The sequence below is a fragment of the Amycolatopsis sp. NPDC051045 genome (assembly GCF_040682955.1).
Taxonomy (GTDB): Bacteria; Actinomycetota; Actinomycetes; order Mycobacteriales; family Pseudonocardiaceae; genus Amycolatopsis.
Window position 1 is genome coordinate 568371 of the sequence record NZ_JBFBCC010000003.1, and the last position, 20080, is coordinate 588450.

17 protein-coding genes and 3 pseudogenes are annotated in these 20080 nt (G+C 66.2%); 9 read left to right on the forward strand and 11 right to left on the reverse strand.

The window, feature by feature from the left end; all coding sequences use genetic code 11:
- Positions 1-52 precede the first annotated feature (52 nt).
- Positions 53-1099, forward strand: coding sequence for a hypothetical protein (locus tag AB0M80_RS10535; RefSeq protein WP_364561769.1), 1047 nt, complete (start codon positions 53-55; stop codon positions 1097-1099).
- On the opposite strand, the gene AB0M80_RS10540 is transcribed toward AB0M80_RS10535, so the two are convergent.
- Positions 1096-1659 (reverse strand): hypothetical protein, encoded by a 564-nt coding sequence (locus AB0M80_RS10540; protein ID WP_364561772.1) that lies wholly within the window; start codon positions 1657-1659, stop codon positions 1096-1098. The two genes, AB0M80_RS10535 and AB0M80_RS10540, sit on opposite strands and share 4 nt — an antisense overlap.
- 183 nt (positions 1660-1842) lie before the next feature.
- Here AB0M80_RS10540 and AB0M80_RS10545 point away from each other — a divergent pair, with 183 nt between their 5' ends.
- The 4 genes from AB0M80_RS10545 to AB0M80_RS10560 all read left to right on the forward strand — a co-directional run bounded on the left by AB0M80_RS10545 (position 1843) and on the right by AB0M80_RS10560 (position 8679).
- A complete protein-coding gene (locus tag AB0M80_RS10545; RefSeq protein ID WP_364561774.1) occupies positions 1843-2118 on the forward strand; it encodes a helix-turn-helix transcriptional regulator in 276 nt (91 codons plus the stop codon).
- Between the two features lie 410 nt (positions 2119-2528).
- A complete protein-coding gene (locus tag AB0M80_RS10550; RefSeq protein ID WP_364561777.1) occupies positions 2529-4274 on the forward strand; it encodes a class I SAM-dependent DNA methyltransferase in 1746 nt (581 codons plus the stop codon).
- Between the two features lie 44 nt (positions 4275-4318).
- Complete coding sequence (locus AB0M80_RS10555; RefSeq protein WP_364561780.1) at positions 4319-5542, forward strand: restriction endonuclease subunit S; 1224 nt, start codon at positions 4319-4321, stop codon at positions 5540-5542.
- Complete coding sequence (locus AB0M80_RS10560) at positions 5542-8679, forward strand: DEAD/DEAH box helicase family protein (RefSeq protein ID WP_364561783.1); 3138 nt, start codon at positions 5542-5544, stop codon at positions 8677-8679. Before AB0M80_RS10555 ends, AB0M80_RS10560 begins: the two co-directional genes overlap by 1 nt.
- Before the next feature lie 214 nt (positions 8680-8893).
- Here the strand turns inward: AB0M80_RS10560 and AB0M80_RS10565 are convergent, their stop codons facing one another.
- From AB0M80_RS10565 to AB0M80_RS10595, 7 genes are all read right to left on the reverse strand, one after another.
- Positions 8894-9352, reverse strand: coding sequence for a contact-dependent growth inhibition system immunity protein (locus AB0M80_RS10565; RefSeq protein WP_364561786.1), 459 nt, complete (start codon positions 9350-9352; stop codon positions 8894-8896).
- 40 nt (positions 9353-9392) lie between these two features.
- Entirely contained in the window at positions 9393-10559 is a 1167-nt protein-coding gene (locus tag AB0M80_RS10570) for a putative T7SS-secreted protein (RefSeq protein ID WP_364561788.1), read from the reverse strand.
- Positions 10552-10872 (reverse strand): hypothetical protein, encoded by a 321-nt coding sequence (locus tag AB0M80_RS10575; RefSeq protein WP_364561790.1) that lies wholly within the window; start codon positions 10870-10872, stop codon positions 10552-10554. Before AB0M80_RS10575 ends, AB0M80_RS10570 begins: the two co-directional genes overlap by 8 nt.
- Positions 10873-11427: 555 nt before the next feature.
- Complete coding sequence (locus AB0M80_RS10580; protein ID WP_364561792.1) at positions 11428-12600, reverse strand: site-specific integrase; 1173 nt, start codon at positions 12598-12600, stop codon at positions 11428-11430.
- Positions 12601-12991: 391 nt separating this feature from the next.
- Positions 12992-13915, reverse strand: a complete 924-nt coding sequence (locus AB0M80_RS10585; RefSeq protein ID WP_364561795.1) for a DMT family transporter — start codon at positions 13913-13915, stop codon at positions 12992-12994.
- Positions 13916-13996: 81 nt separating this feature from the next.
- Positions 13997-14293 (reverse strand): hypothetical protein, encoded by a 297-nt coding sequence (locus AB0M80_RS10590; RefSeq protein WP_364561797.1) that lies wholly within the window; start codon positions 14291-14293, stop codon positions 13997-13999.
- Positions 14294-14748: 455 nt separating this feature from the next.
- Positions 14749-15180, reverse strand: a complete 432-nt coding sequence (locus tag AB0M80_RS10595; RefSeq protein WP_364561799.1) for a hypothetical protein — start codon at positions 15178-15180, stop codon at positions 14749-14751.
- A gap of 180 nt (positions 15181-15360) precedes the next feature.
- Here AB0M80_RS10595 and AB0M80_RS10600 point away from each other — a divergent pair, with 180 nt between their 5' ends.
- Genes AB0M80_RS10600 through AB0M80_RS10610 form a run of 3 tightly spaced genes read left to right on the forward strand, consistent with a single transcriptional unit; the run spans position 15361 to position 17867 of the window.
- The gene (locus AB0M80_RS10600; protein WP_364561800.1) at positions 15361-15927 is read left to right on the forward strand and encodes a hypothetical protein; all 567 of its coding nucleotides are present in this window, start codon (positions 15361-15363) and stop codon (positions 15925-15927) included.
- 54 nt (positions 15928-15981) lie between these two features.
- The gene (locus AB0M80_RS10605) at positions 15982-17229 is read left to right on the forward strand and encodes a histidine kinase (RefSeq protein ID WP_364561802.1); all 1248 of its coding nucleotides are present in this window, start codon (positions 15982-15984) and stop codon (positions 17227-17229) included.
- Positions 17217-17867 (forward strand): response regulator transcription factor, encoded by a 651-nt coding sequence (locus AB0M80_RS10610; protein ID WP_364561804.1) that lies wholly within the window; start codon positions 17217-17219, stop codon positions 17865-17867. Before AB0M80_RS10605 ends, AB0M80_RS10610 begins: the two co-directional genes overlap by 13 nt.
- Positions 17868-18062: 195 nt before the next feature.
- On the opposite strand, the pseudogene AB0M80_RS10615 reads toward AB0M80_RS10610, so the two are convergent.
- Positions 18063-18173 (reverse strand): annotated as a pseudogene (locus AB0M80_RS10615) (IS982 family transposase); the annotation flags it as partial.
- 21 nt (positions 18174-18194) lie between these two features.
- Positions 18195-18344 (reverse strand): annotated as a pseudogene (locus AB0M80_RS10620) (helix-turn-helix domain-containing protein); the annotation flags it as partial.
- 193 nt (positions 18345-18537) lie between these two features.
- Between AB0M80_RS10620 and AB0M80_RS10625 the strand changes: the two are divergent.
- A pseudogene (locus AB0M80_RS10625) lies at positions 18538-18683 on the forward strand (IS256 family transposase); the annotation flags it as partial.
- A gap of 42 nt (positions 18684-18725) precedes the next feature.
- On the opposite strand, the gene AB0M80_RS10630 reads toward AB0M80_RS10625, so the two are convergent.
- Positions 18726-20078, reverse strand: a complete 1353-nt coding sequence (locus tag AB0M80_RS10630; protein WP_364561807.1) for a hypothetical protein — start codon at positions 20076-20078, stop codon at positions 18726-18728.
- Positions 20079-20080 lie beyond the last annotated feature (2 nt).

Here is a 20080-nt window from a genome sequence, read left to right on the forward strand (position 1 = left end):
GTGTTGCCGGGCTGCCGTACCGTAGTCAGTTACAGGTCCTCGAGGAGGCTTGATGACGGCAACCCGGACAACGGCACGCGGCGTCTTCGCGATCACGGATGTACTGCTGGCACAAGTAGACCCGGCGGATGCACAGCCGCTTGCCTCGGTAGCAGGGGTGCCCGGTGGTGGCCTCGTCGTTTCCGGGGACAAGGAAGCGAAGATGGCCGTCCGCTATCTTCGAGGGCGCGGTTTCCAGCAGTTGGTGTTGCCGGACCGTCAGCGTTATAAGGGACGGAACCGGTTGCCCGCGGCCCATCCATTCGACTCCAACTGGATTTCGTGGCAGCGGGACCTGGGACTGCCGGTGATCATGCCGGACGCCGGCTACGTTGCGGCAACGGACCTGAATGGCCTTCAGACGGTTCTGCGGAACTCGGCAGCGATCCCGGGAGCCATCGCACCATTGGCTCTGGCCAATTGGTGGTTATACGGCGCCGGCCTCCGGCTGCTGCTCACCGAACTCGCCCAGGTCTCGGTGCCGATCGCCGTGATCATCGAGCATGCCGGCGATCCCTTCGGGGCGAACCGCATACTCCAGGGACTACTCGCCGTGATCCGCAGCGGGATCCCGGTCATTCCGTTGCGCTGCGACACGAGTGCGGTTGGGCTACTCGCTCATGGCGCGCTGGCCGCCGCATACGGAGGTACGACAGCACTACGACACCTGTATCCCCAGCGAGCCGGTGGTGGTGGGGGTACTCCCGGTAAGGAATCAGCTCTCTGGTCCGCAGGACTTGCCTTGCACTACCTCGACCTCCTCCACGACGCCGTGATGGCCACACCGACAGCCCCGCGGTGGAGGTGTGACTGTCAAATCTGCCGCGGCGCTCGGCTCGATCGCCTTGCCATCGCAACGACCTACGAGGTGCGGCAGCACAATCTTGCGTGCGTTCTCGACCTCCGCCACCAGCTTGTCGCTCTGCCCGCAGGGGGTGACCGGGTCAGGACTTGGTCCTCCTGGTGCCGGCGTGGCGAAGAGGAACATGCGGCCGCGAACACGTCGCCGGTCTTTCTCAGGGTGCCGCCGGCGTTACGGCACTGGCAGGCCGCGGGCTAGACGGACACAATTCCCGGAGCTGAGTCGCTGCGCAGCTCAGCAAGGATCACTTCGTCCAGCAGGCGGTGCAGCAGGCCTCTGCTGGACCCCGGCGCCGGTCCGACCTCGCCTGCCGAGGCGATTTGTACCGGGCATCCGGCCGCGACCAGCCACACACCACGCAGGGCCGCCTCGACCATGGCGTGCTCAGTGATGCGATCAGCGGGAACAATCGCGACCCGAGACGCATAGGACGCCCACCGAGCTGCCCGTTGTACGGCGCGAACAGGATCAAGTCCGGCCACGACGATGGCCTGGATCGTGACAGGTCGGGCCCATTCGAGGTTCTCTGCGCTACCTGAGACCAGCTCCAACGCCAAGAGGTCCGTAGTCGGTTCACGGTGAAGTACGTCGTGAGCCGACCGGTCGAGCTCGGCAACGGCCGTGACCGCCTGGCCCTGGAATCGAACGGTGCACACCCGACCGGGTACACCGAGCAAACCAGACACGGCCTCCGCGGCATGCAACAGCCCAGCACCAGCAGGTGCTGACCAGGTGGAGTCGATCGCCTGAGCTGTCATGTCTCCTTGATTGTGCCCACTCAAGTAGGCATCCTCAAGGAGGCACGCCGAGGCAAGGCTGGTCAAACGGTCAAGGATTCGAGGGTCAAGATGCCAGCTGGCGAACCACCCGGCAAGGGTCCTCGGCGGACGCCGCGTCTCCTCAAGGCGGTTCCATCCCCGCCTCTCGATGACCACTTCAGTATGCACTTCGGCCGCCGTCTCCGCGAGCTACGCGAGCAACGGGGTCTGACACAAGAAGTCGCCGCAGTGACTGCGGGCATCACGCGGAACACCCTCGTCAAGCTTGAAGGCGCGCGCTTCCCGAATCCGCAGCTCAGCACGTTGCTGTCCCTGATGCAGTGCTACGAGCTTCGTTCCATCGACGAGTTGATCGGGCCGATGCCCGCCGCGCGCCTTGCCCATGCCTGGCAAGCGGCGGGGTGGCCGAACACGCGTCAACGAAGACAACCAGGATGACGCCGACGTTCATGCGCGGACCAGGCTTCTCTTGTCCCCGGTTTGCGGTCGGCTCGACCGGCGGTTCGTCGTTCCGGCGGAGGCGGTGCAGCCGGCTCGTCTGCTTGCGGCGAGGCGGCAGCGTGCGCAGCCCCAGCGACCTTGCCGCAGGGCAGACCGAGCTCGTGGCCGGGGATCGACGCCTGGCTTCTCGCTTGCGCGAGCGTAAACGCCCTGGCCACGCAAGCGCCCGGCTACAGGCTCTTACGCGGCCGAGCGTTGGCGGCGCCGCCCGGAGGACTGGCGATGCGCCATGATGTTCCTGTGACGCGCCGGTTGTCGCAGACTGCGCGCCGCCTGGCCGGACGGTGCGCACGTCCTCCAGCTGGACGTCCACCATTTATCGTCGAGTGAACGTCGTAAGGAGCCGCGTGAGCACTCTCGGTAGTTTCATCTGGTCGATCGCCGACCAGCTTCGGGGCCCTTACCGCCCCAATCAGTACGGCAACGTGATCCTCCCGCTCACGATCTTGCGTCGCCTCGACTGCATCCTCGAACCCGACCGCGAGACGGTGCGCGAGCTGGCGGCGAAGTACGACAACCCGAACCGGCTCAGGGTCGAGGTCAAGAAGGCGACCGGCCGACCGTTCTTCAACACCTCGAACTACTCGTTCGCCAACCTCCTCGAAGACGCCGACGGGTTGGCGGACAACCTCGCCGACTACATCGACCGGTTCTCACCCGATGTCGACGTGTTCGAGTACTTTGACTTCAAGAAGGAGATACTCGCCCTCGAGAAGGCGGAACTGCTGCGCGAGGTCATCACGTCCTTCAAGCGCGTCGACCTACATCCGAACGTCGTCTCCAACGCCGACATGGGCGACGCGTTCGAGTACATCATCCGCAAGTTCAACGAGGCCGCGAACGAGACCTCCGGCGACCACTACACCCCGCGGGACGCGATCCGGCTGCTGGTCGACCTGCTCTTCGCCGAGAAGGACGCCGCCCTGACCGAGTCCGGCATCATCCGGACACTGTACGACCCCACCGCCGGCACCGGCGGCATGCTCGCCTTGGCCGAGGAACACCTGCTCCTGCAGAACCCTGACGCGAAGCTGAGCTTGTTCGGCCAGGAGTACAACCCGCAGTCGTACGCGATCTGCAAGTCCGATCTGCTCGCCAAGGGCCACGACGCAACCAACATCGCCTTCGGCAACACGCTCACCGACGACGCCTTCAAGGGCCGCCAGTTCGACTTCTGCATGTCGAACCCGCCATACGGCGTCGACTGGAAGCAGTACGCCAAGGCGGTTACGAAGGAACGGGACGAAGCAGGTCCCTACGGCCGGTTCGCTCCCGGCCTCCCGTCGACCTCGGACGGGCAGATGCTCTTCCTACTCCACCTCGCCCACAAGATGCGCGCCCCCGAGGACGGCGGTGGCCGGGCCGGAATCGTCATGAACGGCTCGCCGCTCTTTAATGGCGCCGCCGAGTCCGGCCCCTCCAACATCCGCAAGTGGCTGTTGGAGAACGACCTGGTCGACGCTATCGTCGCGTTACCGACGAACATGTTCTTCAATACCGGTATCGCCACCTACATCTGGATCCTCGACAACACCAAGCATCCCGACCGCAAGGGCCTGGTCCAGCTCATCGACAGCACGTCGTTCTGGACCAAGATGCGCAAGAACCTCGGCTCCAAGGGGCGCGAAATCAGCGACGCCGACCGCGCCAAGGTAGTGAAGTTGTACGACGACTTCACCGACGCCGACCCCGAGTACTCCAAGGTGCTGCGCAACGACGAGTTCGGCTCCTGGACCATCACCGTCGAGCGCCCGCTGTTGAACGAGTCCGGGAAGCCGGTCGTCGACCGCAAGGGCAAGCCCAAGCCTGACCCGAAGAAGCGCGACACCGAGAACGTCCCGTTCACCTACGGCGGCTCGACCGTTGGTGTGGCTGGCAAGGTCGAGGTGATCCAGACGTACTTCGACGCCGAGGTGAAGCCGCATGCCCCCGACGCCTGGATCGACTGGCCCAAGGTCAAGACCGGCTACGAGGTCCCCTTCACCCGCCACTTCTACAAGTACGTCCCGCCGCGTCCCCTCGCCGAGATCGACGCCGACCTGGAGAAGCAGGTCACCAAGATCCTCGACCTGCTGCGGGAGGTGGAGGGGTGAATACAGGTCTGAGGCCCGGTTGGCGCGAGACGACAGTACGTCGGGTGCTCCGTCCGCTCGACCGTCAGGCTCAACCCGGGCTTGGTGTGGTCACCGCCTACCGAGACGGCATCGTGACACTGCGCTCCAACCGTCGCGAGGACGGCTACACCTTCTCCGACACTGAGAACGGCTACCAAGAGATCCGCCCCGGCGACCTGGTCTTCCACGCCCTCGACGGTTTCGCTGGCGCGGTTGGCGTCTCCGACAGTCACGGCAACGCCTCACCGGTTTACCACGTCTGCGAATCCGTGGCTGACGACGATCTCACCTACCTCGCGCGCCTGCTACGTCACCTTGGAACCTCCGGCTTCCTTGCCACCCAGGCGCCGAACGTCCGCGAGCGCAGCGTTGACTTCCGCAACTGGAGCACCTTCGCCCGCATACCCCTGGCACTGCCGCCTGCCGATGAGCAACGCGCCATCGCCGGCTACCTCGACCGGGAGACCGCCCGCATCGACACGCTCATCGAGGAGCAGCAGCGCCTGATCGAGATGCTGCGTGGGCGCCGTAAGGCTCTCGTTGAGATGGCCGTCTTCTCCGGGCTTGAGGGTGCTCCCATGAAGAACAACGCTGAGCCGTGGCTTCCTCAGACACCTTCCCACTGGCGGGTCATGCAACTCGGGTTCATGAGTGACACCGTGGCTGGCTATGCGTTCCCCAGCGATGGGTTCAGTGCCGACGAGGCTCACGTCCGTCTGCTTCGTGGCGTGAACGTGAAGCCCGGGAAAATCAACTGGACCGACACCGTCTACTGGGACGTTGAGGCTGCGGCTATTCCGAGTGAGTTCGTACTCGAAGTTGGCGATCTCGTATTCGGTATGGACCGCCCGTTTGTGGGCGGCGGCGTACGTGTAGCAGCGATTTCGGACGACGATCTTCCGGCTTTGCTGCTTCAGCGGGTCATGCGTATCCGGGCCAACGATGAGGCTGGACGTGGGTACATGCATTACGTCATGTCGACCGATGCGTTCTTCAACTATTTGCAGCCCCTGTTCACGGGTGTCAGCGTGCCCCATGTGAGCGAGTGGCAGGTCCGGAAGTTCAAGATGCCGTTCCCGCCGCTTGGTGAGCAGAAAAGCATCGCCGCCTACCTAGACAAGCAGACCGCGAAGATCGACGCGCTGATCGAAGAGACCGAAAGGTTCGTCGAGCTCGCTCGCGAGCGTCGTTCGGCGTTGATCACGGCGGCGGTGACGGGGCAGATCGACGTACGGGAGATGGTCTGATGGCCGATCACAACGAGGTCGTCTTCGAGACCGAGATCTGCGAGTACCTGGACGCGCACGGGTGGCTGTACTCGGAGGACGACACCGGCTACGACCGGGAGCGGGCGCTCTTCCCCGAGGACCTGTCCGCCTGGCTGGAAGAGACCCAGCAGGCCCCGTACGAGAAAGCCATGAGGGCTGCAGGGTCGAAGGCGAAGTTCCTCGACGTGCTGGCCACAACTCTGGACAAGCCCCTGGAACATGGTGGCGGGACGCTGAACATCCTGCGCAACGGAGTGCAGTACATCGGCGGCGGCCGGTTGAAGATGGCACAGTTCCGACCCGAGACCAGCCTGAACGCGACCACCAACGGGCAGTACGCGGCGATGCGGGTGCGGGTGATGCGGCAGGTGTACTTCTCCACCGCCGATCAGCGCAGCATCGACTTGGTCTTCTTCATCAACGGGCTCCCGGTCGCCACCGTCGAGTTGAAGACCGACTTCACCCAGTCCCTCGATGAGGCGATCAACCAGTACCGCAAGCACCGTCATCCGCTGACCAACGGGCGGCCGGAGCCGCTGCTGTCGTTCGGGCACCGGGCGGTGGTGCACTTCGCGGTCTCGAACGACCTGGCCGCGATGACCACCCGGCTCGAGGGTGAGAAGACGCACTTCCTGCCGTTCAACGTCGGCCATGAGGATGGCGCGGGGAACCCGCCGGGTACGGGCGGGCGGTCGGCAACCGCTTACCTGTGGGAGCGGGTCTGGGAAAAACACGCCTGGCTCAACATCCTCGGCCGACTGATGATCGTGGAGACCAAGGAGGAATGGGACGTCGCGACCGGGACGTCGGTGCGGCGCATGAGCATGCTCTTCCCCCGGTTCCACCAATGGGAAGCTGTGACGAACATCGTGGCCGCGGTGCGCGAGGAGGGAGTGGGACACCGCTACCTGATCGAGCACTCCGCAGGCTCAGGCAAGACAAACACCATCGCCTGGACTGCACACCGGCTGGCGCGCCTGCACGTAAACGACGAGAAGGTCTTCGACTCGGTGATCGTGGTCGTGGACCGCACCGTGCTCGACGGTCAGCTCCAAGAGGCGATCCGGCAGATCGACGGATCGGGGAAGATCGTGGCCACGATCAGTCCGGAGGACGTCCGCAAGGCGGGGGCCAAGTCGAAGTCCGGACTGCTGGCGACCGCGTTGAAGAACGGGGAGCTGATCATCGCGGTGACAGTGCAGACCTTCCCGTTCGCACTCGACGAGATCCGGGCTAGCAGGGGCCTGCGGGGGAAGCGGTTCGCTGTGATCGCGGACGAGGCGCACTCGTCGCAGTCCGGGCAGATCTCCTCCAAGCTCAAGGCCGTCCTGACCGCCGAGGAGGTCAAGGAGATCGAGGAGCGCGGCTCAGTCGATGTCGAGTCGATCCTGGCCTCGGAGATGACCGAGCGAGCCGAGTCGAAGAACATCTCCTACTTCGCGTTCACCGCGACGCCGAAGAACAAGACCCTGGAGCTCTTCGGCCGCAAGGGTCCTGACAACAAGCCGGTCGAGTTCCACCTCTACTCGATGCGACAGGCGATCGAGGAGGGCTACATCCTCGACGTGCTCAAGGGCTACCAGTCCTACGACACCGCACTGAAGATTGCCGGCCAGGCCGAGAGCGGTGACGGTGACGTGGTGGTGGACGAGGCCGCGGCGCGCAAGGGGCTGATGCGGTGGGTAAAGCTGCACCCGACCAACATCAGCCAGAAAGTGCAGATCATCGTCGAGCACTTCCACGTCAACGTCGCCCACCTGCTGGAGGGCAAGGCGAAGGCGATGGTCGTGACCGACTCTCGCAAGGCCGCGGTGAAGTACAAGAAGGCGATAGACGCCTACATCGCCAAGCGGGCCACCAACGACGCCTCGTACAACTACCGCACCCTGGTCGCCTTTTCCGGCTCAGTGACGATGGCCGAGGACGAAGAGTGGGCTTCGGACTGGGGACCGCAGCCGAGCAAGTACGACGAGTTCACCGAGGCCAACCTGAACCCTGGCGCCGGCTCGGACCTGGCCGCCGCCTTCAAGGGCACGACGTACAAGATCATGTTGGTCGCCAACAAGTTCCAGACAGGGTTCGACCAGCCACTGCTCTCGGCGATGTACATCGACAAGAAGCTCTCCGGGGTTACTGCCGTGCAAACGCTGTCGCGCCTCAACCGCACCTATCGCACTGCGGGCGGAGATCGCAAGCGCAAGACGTTCGTCATCGACTTCGTGAACAAGCCCGAGGACATCCGGACCGCGTTCGAGCCGTACTTCACCAACGCCACCCTGGAGACTGAGACCGACCCGTACGTCGTCTTCCACCTTTCCACCAAGCTCGCCCAGGCTGGTATCTATACGCCGGAGCAGGTGCGCGAAGTCGCCGAACTGTGGGTCACCCGGAAGGGGAACAACGCGCTCTCGGCCGCGATCAGCCCAGCCAAGAACGAGTTCGCCCGCCGCTACGCGGCTGCGATCGAAGCCGACGACAAGGTCACCCTCAACACTCTCGACCTGTTCCGCAAGGACGTCTCCACCCTCGTCCGGCTCTACGACTTCATGAGCCAGATCGTCGACTATGGCGACCCGTACATGGAGATGCTGTCGATCTTCTTGCGCCTTCTAGAGAAGGTCATCGCAGACTCATCCTGGGCCGCGGAGGTCGATTTGTCCGATGTGGTCCTCGTTGGCGTCAAGCACAGCAAGGGAACGGCGGTCGACATCTCGCTGACCGGCGACGGTGAGCTCAAGGGCATCAGTGCTGCGGGCACCGGCGGTCGGAAGGAGCCGAAGTACGTAGCGCTCCAGGTCGTCATTGACAAGATGAATGATCTCTTCGGTGCCGAGTCGTTCACTGGTTCGCAGGTTCGGGAGTTCGTGCAGGGCCTGGTGCAGCGACTGCTCGCCTACCCGGGTCTCATCAACCAGACCAAGGTGAACTCGAAGAAGCAATTCATGGAGTCGCAGGACTTCCAGGCTGCGGTCATCGAGGCGGTGGTCGAGAACCAGGAGGCCCACAACACCATGGCGGACTACTTCTTCAGCGACGGGCCTAGTATCAACGCTGTCATCGTGGCACTCGCGGACGCATTTTACGAGGCCGCGATCGATCAGCAGACGGATGTGTGAGTAGCCTGGGTGCCATACCGCGAACGGTGTTTCGGCATCCTCGATAAGTCTCTATAGCTTGCCGGCGGTGGCCCGAAGATGATGGCGAACGCACAGCTGGCGTGCCATACACATAAGTTTCCAGCCGACCATCGCAGCGGCAGCGGCTCGTACAGTTGGCGGCGGTCAGTGCCATTCCAATCTTGCTCCGAAGGGCTTGAAGCAATTCCGCAGATCATATCTCCGCCACTGTCCGAATTATGGATTGTCCGCCGCGGAACGTGTTGATCTGCTGCCAGATGGTGTCGTGTGGCGCGTCGTGATCGTCGAGGTTGCCGAGGGCCTCGATTGCTCCGATCACGGCTGAAACGCGGCTTCGTTGGGCAGGGTGCTGTTGCCAGTACGTCTGTGGGATCTTCAGCACCGCGGTGAGCAGGTCGCCGGGGTAGAAGTCGCCTTCGGCGAGTGGGTTCTGCTCGAGGTGGGTCAGCGCAACGGGGACCAGCACGTCGATGCTCTCCTGCTGGAGCAGGAGCACGCGAAGGTCTTCGACGTCCATGGAGCCGATGGGCTTGTGGCGCAGTTCGTAGACGGTTTTGATCAGCCTGGTTGCGTCGGCTGGTGGGTTGCCCCAGTGGCGGTCTTCGATCTGCTCGAGGGTGAGCGATTCGTCGACGTCAGGACTGGTCCCCATGGCTCCTCGTGTCAGCTGTCGTGTCGTGTCGATGAGGCTGCTATCCGCGTGGTACCCACTGCTCACTGTAGTCGAGCAGCCGGCTGGCCTCGGACAGCTCGGCCTCGACGGCGGGGCGATCCTCCGGCGACAGTCGTGAGTCGCTGAGCTGGCGTTTCAGGCGGTTGATCTGGTTCGAGAGGCCGTTTTGGGCCTCTCTGACTTCGGTGACGTGGTCCCAAGGTGTGCCGTCACCCTTGCGGGCTACGACTTCGCCGTTCAGTTCGCGGCGGGCTCCGTCGAGGTCCTTGTCGGTCAGGTGTTCCTTGAGCCGGTCCGTCTTGGTGGGTTTGGTCGGGTTGGAACGCGGTTTGACGGGCTCGACGTGGTCGTCGGTCATGGCGTGCCGGGCGAGGTCGCCGACGGCGCCGACGGTCATCGTTCCGCCGACGGCGATGCCGGCGGCGGATACGACGTTGAGAGGCACGCCGGCGATGGCGCCGATGCCGGTGGCGTCGAGGAGGAGGCCCGCGCCTTCGCCTGCTGAGCTGATCGTGGTCAGCGCTATTCCGCCGACCGCGGCGGCGGTGTCGACCGGGTGGTTGAGCATGGCGTTGCCGAACGAGGCGAGGCTGTTCGCGGCGTGGGTGCCGAGGTCGGTGAGGAAGTTGCCGGCGTCGTCGAGCCAGCTGGACTTTTGTGGTGCTGCGTCCGCTTCGGTGTCGAGCATGCCTGCGATGGAGTTGCCGGCGTCGGTCAGCTGCGCTCGGGCTCGGTTGAGCGTGTCCTGGGCAGCTTGCCGTCCGCCTTCACCCGGATCGGTGAACAGTGGCAGAGGCTGGTTGTTGGCCTGTGCCTCGGCTGCGGCGGCATCGTGCCGGGTTTTGGCCTGTTGGGTGGCGGCTTGTGCGTTTTTCCACTGGGCGATGGCTTCGCCTGCCTGGGTTTGGGCCCAGCGGAGGGTGCGCGCGTAGTCGGTTAGCAGTGACCCGCCCCGGTGGAGGGCGTCGGCGGCGTCGAACCACTTGTTCGGTTCGTAGCTGAACTTGTCGTGGAATGCGCGGGCGGCGGGGCCTTCCCAGGCTCCGGTGTCGATGGCTTTGAGCCCGTCAGCGGCCTGGCCGGCGAGGTCGCCGCGGGCGTTCAGTACGCGGGCGTTCTCCTCGATCGCTTCGGGTTTGCCGGGGACGAGGGCTGTCGGGTCGCTGGTGTCTCCGAGTTCAGCCATCGTCCACCGGTCCCTGGCCCGGGTCGGTGGTGAGTGACCCGGCGGCGGCGGAGTCCGTCGCTCGGTACGCGGCGGCTGCCTTGGTGAGGACGTCGCCGATCGCGTCTGCGTCGTCGGTCAGGATGTCGAGACCGTCGCTCCAGCGGACGCAGAAGTTCATCAGTGAGTTGTGGATGCCGTCGTGTCCGTACAGGTTGGTGTCGCCGCACAGGTCGCGTAGCTCGAAGCTCGATTGGTCGGTCATGCTTCGCTTGATGCCGTTCGCGGCCTCCTCGATCTTGCCGACGTCGACATGGAACCCAGGACCATCCACTACTGAAACCATCCCCCTCGAACACGTTCAGTGCTCATCGAGTGTGGATGATTCGATCGCCGATGACAAGCGGCCGACCTGTCGTGAGCACAGCTGGGCGAACGGAGACATAACGGAGCCCAGACCTGTCGGCAAGGCACGTTAAGATGAGCGCTGCGGACATAAAACTGCTGGTAGAAGCTGTTGGCAACGCGATCACGACTTATTCGCTGCTTTTAATCCGTAGGTTCTGGGTTCGAGCCCCAGGCGGCCCACCAAGGTCGGCACGTGTGCTGGCCTGCTAGTTACTTGCTGTAGTTGATCTTCGCGACCGTCGTTGTGATCTTGCGTGGGCTCCCGGTAAGCCCGTGATGGGCTCGGGGGCCCATAGCGGCCACGCCGCGCGGGTGTCGCAGCGGAGCGGGAAACGGCTTTCGGGCAGGTCACAGCCAGGGCAGGTCGCGGGCTGACCTGTCCTTCGCCGGGTCGGTGACCGTCCTTTCGGGGGTTCTGCGGACTACCCGGGGGTCGAGTTGTTGTAGGCGGGCAGCCGAGTAGCGGGCGTTGACCAGCGGGTTAAGCCGCTGCGGCGGCGATGTTGGCGATGCCGCGTAGCCGTGCGGCGGTGGCTTTCGCGGCGCCGAGGACGTGGTGGATGGTGGCTTCGGCGGCGCGGCAGGCCAGGTCGGGTAGGACGCTGACGTAGGTGTCGGCGGTTAGCACGATGCTGGAGTGTCCGAGCATGGCTTGGACGGTTTTGAGGTCGTTTCCGGCGGCCAGGGAAAGGCTGCCGGCGCCGTGCCGTAGGTCGTGCAACCGGATCGGCGGCAGGCCAGATTCTTCATTCAGGGCGCGGAGTAGGTGGGTCAGATGTTGCGGGGTGAGCATTCCTCCGGAACGGGTCGTGAACATGAAGTCCTGCGATCCAGGATCGACGTCTGCAGCGACGTTTTCCCGGTATTGACGGAGCAGGGCGATGGTTACGCTGTCGAGGCCGATGACCCGGTTGCTGGCTTCGCTTTTCGGTTTGCCGACCTCGATGCGCCAGCCGTATTGGCGGATCTGGTGGGAGATGGTCAGTAGGCCTTGTTCGAGGTCGATGTCGCACCACCGCAATCCCGCCGCTTCGCCACGGCGGAGACCGAACAGGGCGATGAGGTGAAACAGCGGGTAGAGCGTGTGGTCGTGGATGTGTTCGAGGAATGCGCGGGTCTGGTCGACGGTCCAGACCGCGACCGGTGGTCGCTGCGCGGTGGCTTGCCATTGTGCGATCCGGGGTGCGGTCCATACGACTGCGTGCGGTCGCTTGCCGCAGGGTACGTGGATGTGCCAGGCGGGGTTGGTGGGGAGGAGGCCTCTCCGTACGGCGGCGTTGAGGGCGGCACGCAGCGTCGCGTGGACGTGCCGGAGCGTGCCTGGTCGTAGGGGCTGGCCGGATACGCTGCCGTTGCGGATGAGGTCGGCCACCATCGCTTGGATCCGGTCCGCGGTCAACTCCCGCACCAGGACGCCGCCCAGCAATGGGATCAGATAGGTTTCGACGTTGCTGCGGTACGAGTACAAAGTGGAGCCTCTGAGGGCGAGGGTTTCCAGCCACAGGCGCAGCCACTGCGCCATGGTCATCGTCGCGTCCGCCGGTCCCCGCCCGCCGGTCGCGCCGAACTGGTCTCGTTCGCTGCGCGCGGCGTCGGCGGTGGCGAATCCGCCGCGTCGCAGCTGTCGTCGCGGGCCGTCCGGCCACGGTGCCAATTCCAGACGGTAGTACCAGCTCCCATGCCCGTCCTGCGCCAGGTCGGGACACGTGGCGCCCAGCGGCCTCCCAGTTTCCGGGCTCCGGCACCCGCACCGCTTGAACACCCGCCGACGAATCCACGTCGCACCCTTTCGAAGATCAACAGAACCCAGCTCGGCTATTCTCGCGCCAGCGCGCCCTGGGCAAGCTCACGCGGCTGAGTTTGAGACCATCTGCAGAACCGAATCAGCGGCCCTGAAAACCAGCGTCCGTGTCAACCGAAGTGGTCAAGTGATGGGCGTGCTCGCGGGTAGCGATGTTGACACCCGCGGTTCAGCTGTCCCATCGGCCTGGCGTGCCGCACTGCGGCGACGAGTCGAGAGACTCTCGCGCCGGTCCGTGGGGGCTTCAGGTGACCAGGGCGACGCCGACTGCGGCGAGGGCAAAGCCCACGATCGCGGCCGGGTTGAGGTGCTGGCCGAGGATGGGAACCCCGGCCAGGGCAGTCGCGGGAGGCACGAGGAACAGGTAGCTGGTTGCGCTGGCGCCCGGTTGTCGCTTGAGGACGTAGAAGAGCAGGACGAACGCGGCGATGGATCCGACGAGGGCGAGCCAGGCGACGGATCCGATCGCGGCGAAGGTGAGTGGCAGCGCGAAACCGCCGGAGACCGCGGTGAAGGGGATGATGCTCACGGTCGCGGCGAGCATCTGGATGAACATGCCGGTCCGCAGGTCCATGTCGTCGCCGAAGCGTTTCTGGTAGAGGGTGCCGCCGGCTGAGCCGGCGAGCCCGGCGACGGCGGCGAGGATGCCGGCGGCGGTACCGAAGCCTGCCAGATCCGAGCTGACCGCCGCAGTAACGCCCGCAAACCCCAACGCCAGGCCGCCGACCTGCCAGGGCCGTAGTCGTTCACCGAAGATGGGCACGGCTGCGGCAGCGACCATCAGCGGGGTCGCGTCGGTGATCAGCGAGGTGATTCCTGCGGACACCCCCAGATCCAGCGCGACGAAGACGCCGACGAACTGGCAGGTCTGCAGCAGAAATCCGGACACGATCAGGTGAAGCCAGGTGGCCGGGCGTCGGGGCCACCGGCCGCGCCCGGCCACCGCGATGACTCCCAGCACCGCCGAGGCAGTGAGAAACCGCCAGAACCCCAGCGTCCCGGGTGCCACGGTGCGAGTACCGATGCTGCCGACGAGGAAGCCGCTGCTCCACACGGCCACGAAGACGACGGCGAACGCTGCCCGGCCGAACCACCCCCGGCGCACGCCTGGGGTGCGGCGACCGTCGGGTCGTTGCGTGGCCTGTCCGGCCCGGTTCAGCGCCGTCATCGGCGGGCTCCTCCCTCGTCCGGCGTGTGACGGCCGAGTACCCCGATGCCGGCGATCTTGCACCGTGGTCCGGTCCTCGGTTCAGCGGTTGGCGGTCCATGGGCGGCCGAGACCGAGGGCGAACCCTTGCTGGTCCGGTTTGTCGAGGTAGGCGGCTTGGTGGGCAAAGCCGGTGCCCCACCACGACAGGGTGCTGGGGTTGGCCTTCAACCACGTGTCGGCAGCGCTCTGGAGACCGGCCAGGTCGTCCGCGTCCGTCGGGTCGAACCGGTTCTTCAGTTCGGGAACCCGCAGCCAGAGGTTGAGGTGCAGCTCGCCGAGTGAGTGCGGGTTGTAACGAGTCTTCAGCGCCGCGGCATCGCCGGTTGGGGCGGCCATGTCGGCGAGCGGTCGCCGGGCCGGCCCTCGGCATCCCGCACTCCCCAGGCCCACGAGTCCGGCACGGCGATCGCCCGGAGGTGATAGACCTGCCCGCCGCTCGTACTGTCCAGCGAGCCGAGCCGGATGTGGTAGATGGACCGATCGCTGTGATCGACAGGCTTGCTGCCCTCGGTGGCCGCCCAGGCGCCGTACGCAAGACGTGCCGACCGAGCCCGAACGCCCGACACCGGCATGTTCGTCACACAGTGCGCGTTGGTCGCGACGTGCCAGGCGTCGTGGATCAACACCACACGCGGGCCAGTCCGGGTCGTTCCCGTTGTCGTACAGCAACGAACCGACCGGGTAGAGCTGATCGGCTCCTTCACCGTCGACGATGGCTTCGGCGGTTCCTGGAACGCACATCACTGCGGCGAAAACGTATGCCGCCGCAGCCGCGGATGTTCTTCTTTTCATCACAGCCTTTCAGGATTGCGCAGGGCGAGCCACATACACAGGCCGGCCAGGGCCAGTTCCGGGACCGCGCAGACGAGGGCCTGGGTGAATTCGGCGCCGGCCTGGGCGGTGAGAACGTCGAACCAAGCGTCCATCACCGTGAGCGCCGCGACGGCCGACGCCGACAGGCGGGCGCGGTCATCGCCGTGGTGGAGCAAGCGCGCGGTGGTCGCGCAGCCGAGCGCCATGGCCAGGTCGAGTCCGATCCACGCGGCCGGCCAGTGCCGTACCTGTGTGGTCTCGGGCAGGGACGGGCCCAGCACGAACACCCACGGCACCATGCCCGCGGCGACCGCGCCGAGCACCTTGGGCGCCCAGCTGGTCCGGGGTCGCGCCCGGGCACCCGGCGACCTCGCCGTGCGTGGCGGCCGGGGCATCGTCCGAACGGTCATGAGAATTCCTCCACCGATGTCGTGGTGATGCCGCCGGCGTCGGCGGCCCTGCGGCGAAACCTTGCCGCCGCGGCCTGCCGAGATCAGTAGCCCGTGGTTCCGACTTCGTGGTGGTGCCTGCTACCGCACCGACCCGGGTGCCTGCATGATGGTGGGCCCGGTCTCGATTAGCGTTGGATCATGGACACGGCACGACGCACGCGGGCCGGTGGTTCGGCGGCTTTCAGGTTCGTCGCGGCTGGAGTGTCCGTGCAGCTGATCACCCTGGGGATCACCACAGCGCTCTGGCTCGGCCTGCACCTGACTGAGGTGAAGTTCGCCCGGGACGTCGTCTTGGGCGGCGTGGTCTTCACGGCTCTCGTGCTGCTGGCCGTGTCCCCGGTACTGACCGTGGCTCAGTGGAACCGGCTGCGCGGCGTGGACCTCCCGCCGGTCACCGCCAGAAGGTGGACCTGGCGCGGCCTTACGGTGACCGGGCGGCAGCTCGGCTACCACGCCAAGCCGCTCTGGATCCACACGGCGATCTTCAGCGAGCCGGTGCTCGACGGCAGTGCACAGGGCATCTCGAAGGGTGCCGGAGACGGCGGACCCTCGCCGTTGTCTGGGTCGACAACAGTCTTGGGGGCTTCGTTGTCAAGGACATCCTCCTACCTGCCAACGGCCAGCAGAAGCCGACCTACCGACCCGAGATGCTGTCCGCCCACAGGTCAAGATCAAGGTCTACAGCTGGTACTAGGTTCACCATGAGATCGGGCACAGGTTTCATGGCACCGTCCTCCTGCGGTGCCCTAGCGTCGTGCCATGACGATTCCAGCTGGACTGAGACGTACGGTCCTCCGGGCGCGGCGGGACACCGGCTTTCTTGCCGCTGGTGTGCTGCCGCACCTGGCGCTGGTGCCCGTGTGGGCCTGGGCGGTGGCGACTACCGCGAGGACGGGGAACTGGCTCCTTGCGGTTTCCATGTCGGCCGCCCTGGTCATGCTCGGCACCCCGGTGCTGACGGCCGTTCAGCGGGCTCGCTACCGGGTGCTCATCGGTGTGGACGTCCCCCGGCTCACCCCCACCGCGCCGGAACAATGGACGTGGGCCTCGACCGCCCGGTGGCTCGCGGCGAAGCGGCCTTGGCGCAAGATCGGCTACCACCTCCTGCTGGGCCCGCTGCTCGCGCAGCTGGAGCTGCTGGTGCTCGCGGTGGCAGCGGCGGGCCTGGCGGGCGTCATCGCTTACGCCTGGTCATGGGCGCTGCCAACCGGAATCCGCCAGGACTGGTTCGGCTACCTGACCCAGCTGCCGGCTTACACAGCGGCTGGAGTCCTCCTCCTGTGCGCCCTGCCCTGGACCGCGCGGGCGATAGCCCGGGCCGAGGCGCGGCTGGCGTTGGGCCTGCTCGGGCCCAGCCGGGCGCAGCGGCTCCAGGAGCGGGTCGATCAGCTGGCCGTGAGCCGGACCGACTTGATCGAGGCCGTCGACGCGGAGCGCCGCCGGATCGAGCGCGACCTGCACGACGGCACCCAGCAGCGGTTGGTGTCTCTCGCGGTCAACCTGGGTCTGGCCATTGCCACTCGCCCGGACCTGCCGAGTGATGCCCGTGAGGTGATCGCGAGAGCGCACCTGGAGGCGAAGGAGGCGATCGCCGAACTCAATGACCTGGTGCGGGGGCTGCACCCGGCCGTGCTCGAAGACCGAGGTCTGGACGCGGCGTTGTCCGGGCTGGCTGCCCGCACGCCCCTGCCGGTGCGGCTGCGGGTCGATCTGGAGGAGCGGGTGGCGCCCAACGTGGAGTCAGTCGCGTACTTCGTGATCTCTGAGGCGCTGACCAATGCGACGAAGCACGCCAACGCGATGCGTGCAGAGGTGATAGTCCGTCAGGTCGGCGAGGTGCTGCGAATGCGCGTTACCGACGACGGGCTGGGCGGTGCCGACGCCGCCGCCGGCACGGGGCTGACCGGGCTGGCCAAGCGGGTCGGCTCCCTCGACGGGGCCTTCCACGTCAGCAGCCCGGTTGGCGGGCCCACCACCATCACCGCGGAGCTGCCGTGCGCGCGGTGATCGCCGAGGATTCGGTGTTGTTGCGGGTCGGCTTGATCAAGGTGCTGGAGATGGGCGGGTTCCAGGTCGCCGCGGAAGCCGGCGACGCGGAGGGGCTGTTGGCGGCAGTGGCGGAGCACCGGCCCGAACTTGCCTTGATCGACGTCCGGATGCCGCCCGGCTTCACCGACGAGGGGGTGCGGGCGGCGATGGAGATCCGTCGGCGCTGGCCGGGGACGCCGGTGGTGCTGCTTTCGCAGTACGTGGAGGAGCGGTACGCGGCTGACCTGCTGTCTGCGAACACCAGCGGTGTGGGCTACCTGCTCAAGCAGCGGGTTGCCGATGTCGCCGACTTCGTGGCGGCGGTCCGGCGAGTGGCGGACGGGGGCACGGCCCTGGACCCGCAGGTCGTCGCCCAGTTGCTGCTGCGGCGCGACAGCGACCCGCTCGCGCGGCTGACCCCCCGCGAACGGGAGGTACTCGGCCTGATGGCCGAGGGGCGCTCCAATGCCGGCATCGCGCAGGCGCTGGTGGTCAGCGAAAGCGCCGTGGCGAAGCACATCAACAACATCTTCGCCAAGCTTGACCTGCCCGTGGTCGACGCGGACCACCGCCGCGTCCTGGCCGTGCTGCGGTTCCTAGGAGCGTCCCGGACCTGACCTTCCCATCCATGATCACGACCTACGGCTGGAGTACTGAGCCGGCCATTCATTCGAGTCTCCGCGATGCGGTCGCGTAGGTGGCGATGTTAGATCTGGCCGGCGTCGTTGAGTGCCCCAGTTTGCGCAGCTGCGGTCCTGTGCGGACCTGGTGCCCTGATGTGCTCCTAGATGAGTGATTCCGTGAAGTTGGTGTTAGTGGTCGTAGGCGATGAGTGAGCGTTTGCTGGTCAGGCCGGTGGTCCAGTTGTGCCAGATCGCGGCGGCCATGGCCAGCAGACGTTGCGCGACCCGGGTGAACACGCCGTGCGGGATACCACGGGCGAGCTCGCGGCTGACGGTCGAGGGCGGTCGGCCGATCGCCCTCGCAATGGCTCGATCGCCCTCGCCGCCCGCTCGGCGACAGGCGATCTCTTCCCAGTCGGCGAACGACAGGCGGGCCTGGCGACTTGAGGGTTCACACTGCTGTGGTGGCATCACCCCGCCAGCCTCACGGAACCACCGCCAGGCGACGGTCTTCGACACGCCGACCGCCGCGGCAGCGACATCGATAACCTCACCTCGTCGGATCGACGCCCAGAACGAGCGCTGAACCTCCACCGATATCGCAGGACGCCCCAATACAAACACCTCGTCACGACGGGGTGTTGAGCTGACTCCTTGAACCTAAGCCGCGATGAAGTGCCTGTACCTTGTGACCCGCAGCCTGGACCCACCGGGACAGGCCGCGCCCGATGGACGATGCGGTGGAAGCCAGTGATCAACGCATTCGCCATCACCTTCGGTGACCGCTGGCCGGGAGCCGAAACCTACTGATCAACAACGCCGGAAACACCGATCACGGGATAGACCCATCCCTTAGTCACATGACGCGTGGGCTGTCGCAGTCGTGCGGTCAGTCGGCAGGAAGGCGTGGGGCCGGGCCGGTGTGACCCGGTCCAGCTCGCGGATTCTGCGGTTCTTGCTCGCATCGATCCAGGTGTCGTCGTCGATGTCGAAGGTGAGTGGGCCGAGGTAGTCGACCGGGTCGATGAGCCAGCGGACCTCCGGTCGGTCGGCGGCCGGTACGTGCATGAGATCGAGTTGTTCGCGGTATCCGGCGTAGACCGCGAGTGAACTGGCTTCGCGGGTCAGGGATCCCGAGGTGAGGTGGTTGGGCACGAAGATGCGGGGTCGCAGCACAGATTGGTAAAGGATCAGATCGCGCAGGCCGTTGTTGGCGTAGTTGGCCGAGGACGCGGTGGCCAGGTGCAGATCGGTCGCGGGCAGTGCGGCGAGCCGGTCGCGGATGCGCTGCCCGTCCGCGGGTGTGCCGTCCCAGCCGTTGCCCTTGCCCTCTTTGAGTGCACCGGCGCTGTTCTGCCAGCCGAAGCTGAAGTTGCTTCCGCGGCGGAGGGTGATGTGGAAGTAGAGGCTGACCGGCCCGCCGGCCGAGGCGCTGCCGCCGGTGGTGATGTTCAGCTGGCCGGGTAGCGGGTGTTCGCCGGGGGTGAGCGGGACGCCGGCCGGGAACAGTTGCGCGTCCCGGGGGTCGACGAGGATCCGGGTTCGGGGGGGCGGGTAATCGGGATCGGGCGGGACCGCGACCGAGTGCAGGTGGCGGAACGCGACGACCTGGGCGTGCGGTTCGAGCACGTCGAGGCGGACCATTTCGGTGCCGGGCACCGATCCCGCGCTGGTCACGGGGACGGTGCGGAGCGGGGCGTCGCCGGGGACGCGGGTGCGCGGGTCGGCCTGGATCACGGGGTCGGCCTTGATCCGCGCGAGGTCCGCGGCCATCGATGCGCACGTCTCCGCGGAGGCGTAGATGGTCGCGCCGGTGCGTGCCGCGATGTAGGCGGCGTTGTCGGCGTGGTCGGAATGCCCGTGCCCGAGCAGGATGGCGTCGGGCCGGGCGTCGACGAGGTCGGCGATGACGACCGGGGTACGGCCGGGGGCCACTTCGAGGCGGGTGACGAACGTGTCGAGGTAGACCAGCCGGCCACCGACCGCCGCGGCGAACGTGGAGTTCGACAACCACGCGAAGACCACCCGGTCCGCGGGCAGGCCGCCCGTGCGCGGGTCGACGTTTTCCACGCCGAAGAACCGCACCCGCGCCGCGACCCCCTCGTCCGGCAGGCCACGACCCGGCAATGCGGCAGCGGATGCGGAGCCGGCACCGAGCACGACGCCGGTGGCCGCCGCGCCCACCAGGAAGCTCCTCCGTCGCACGC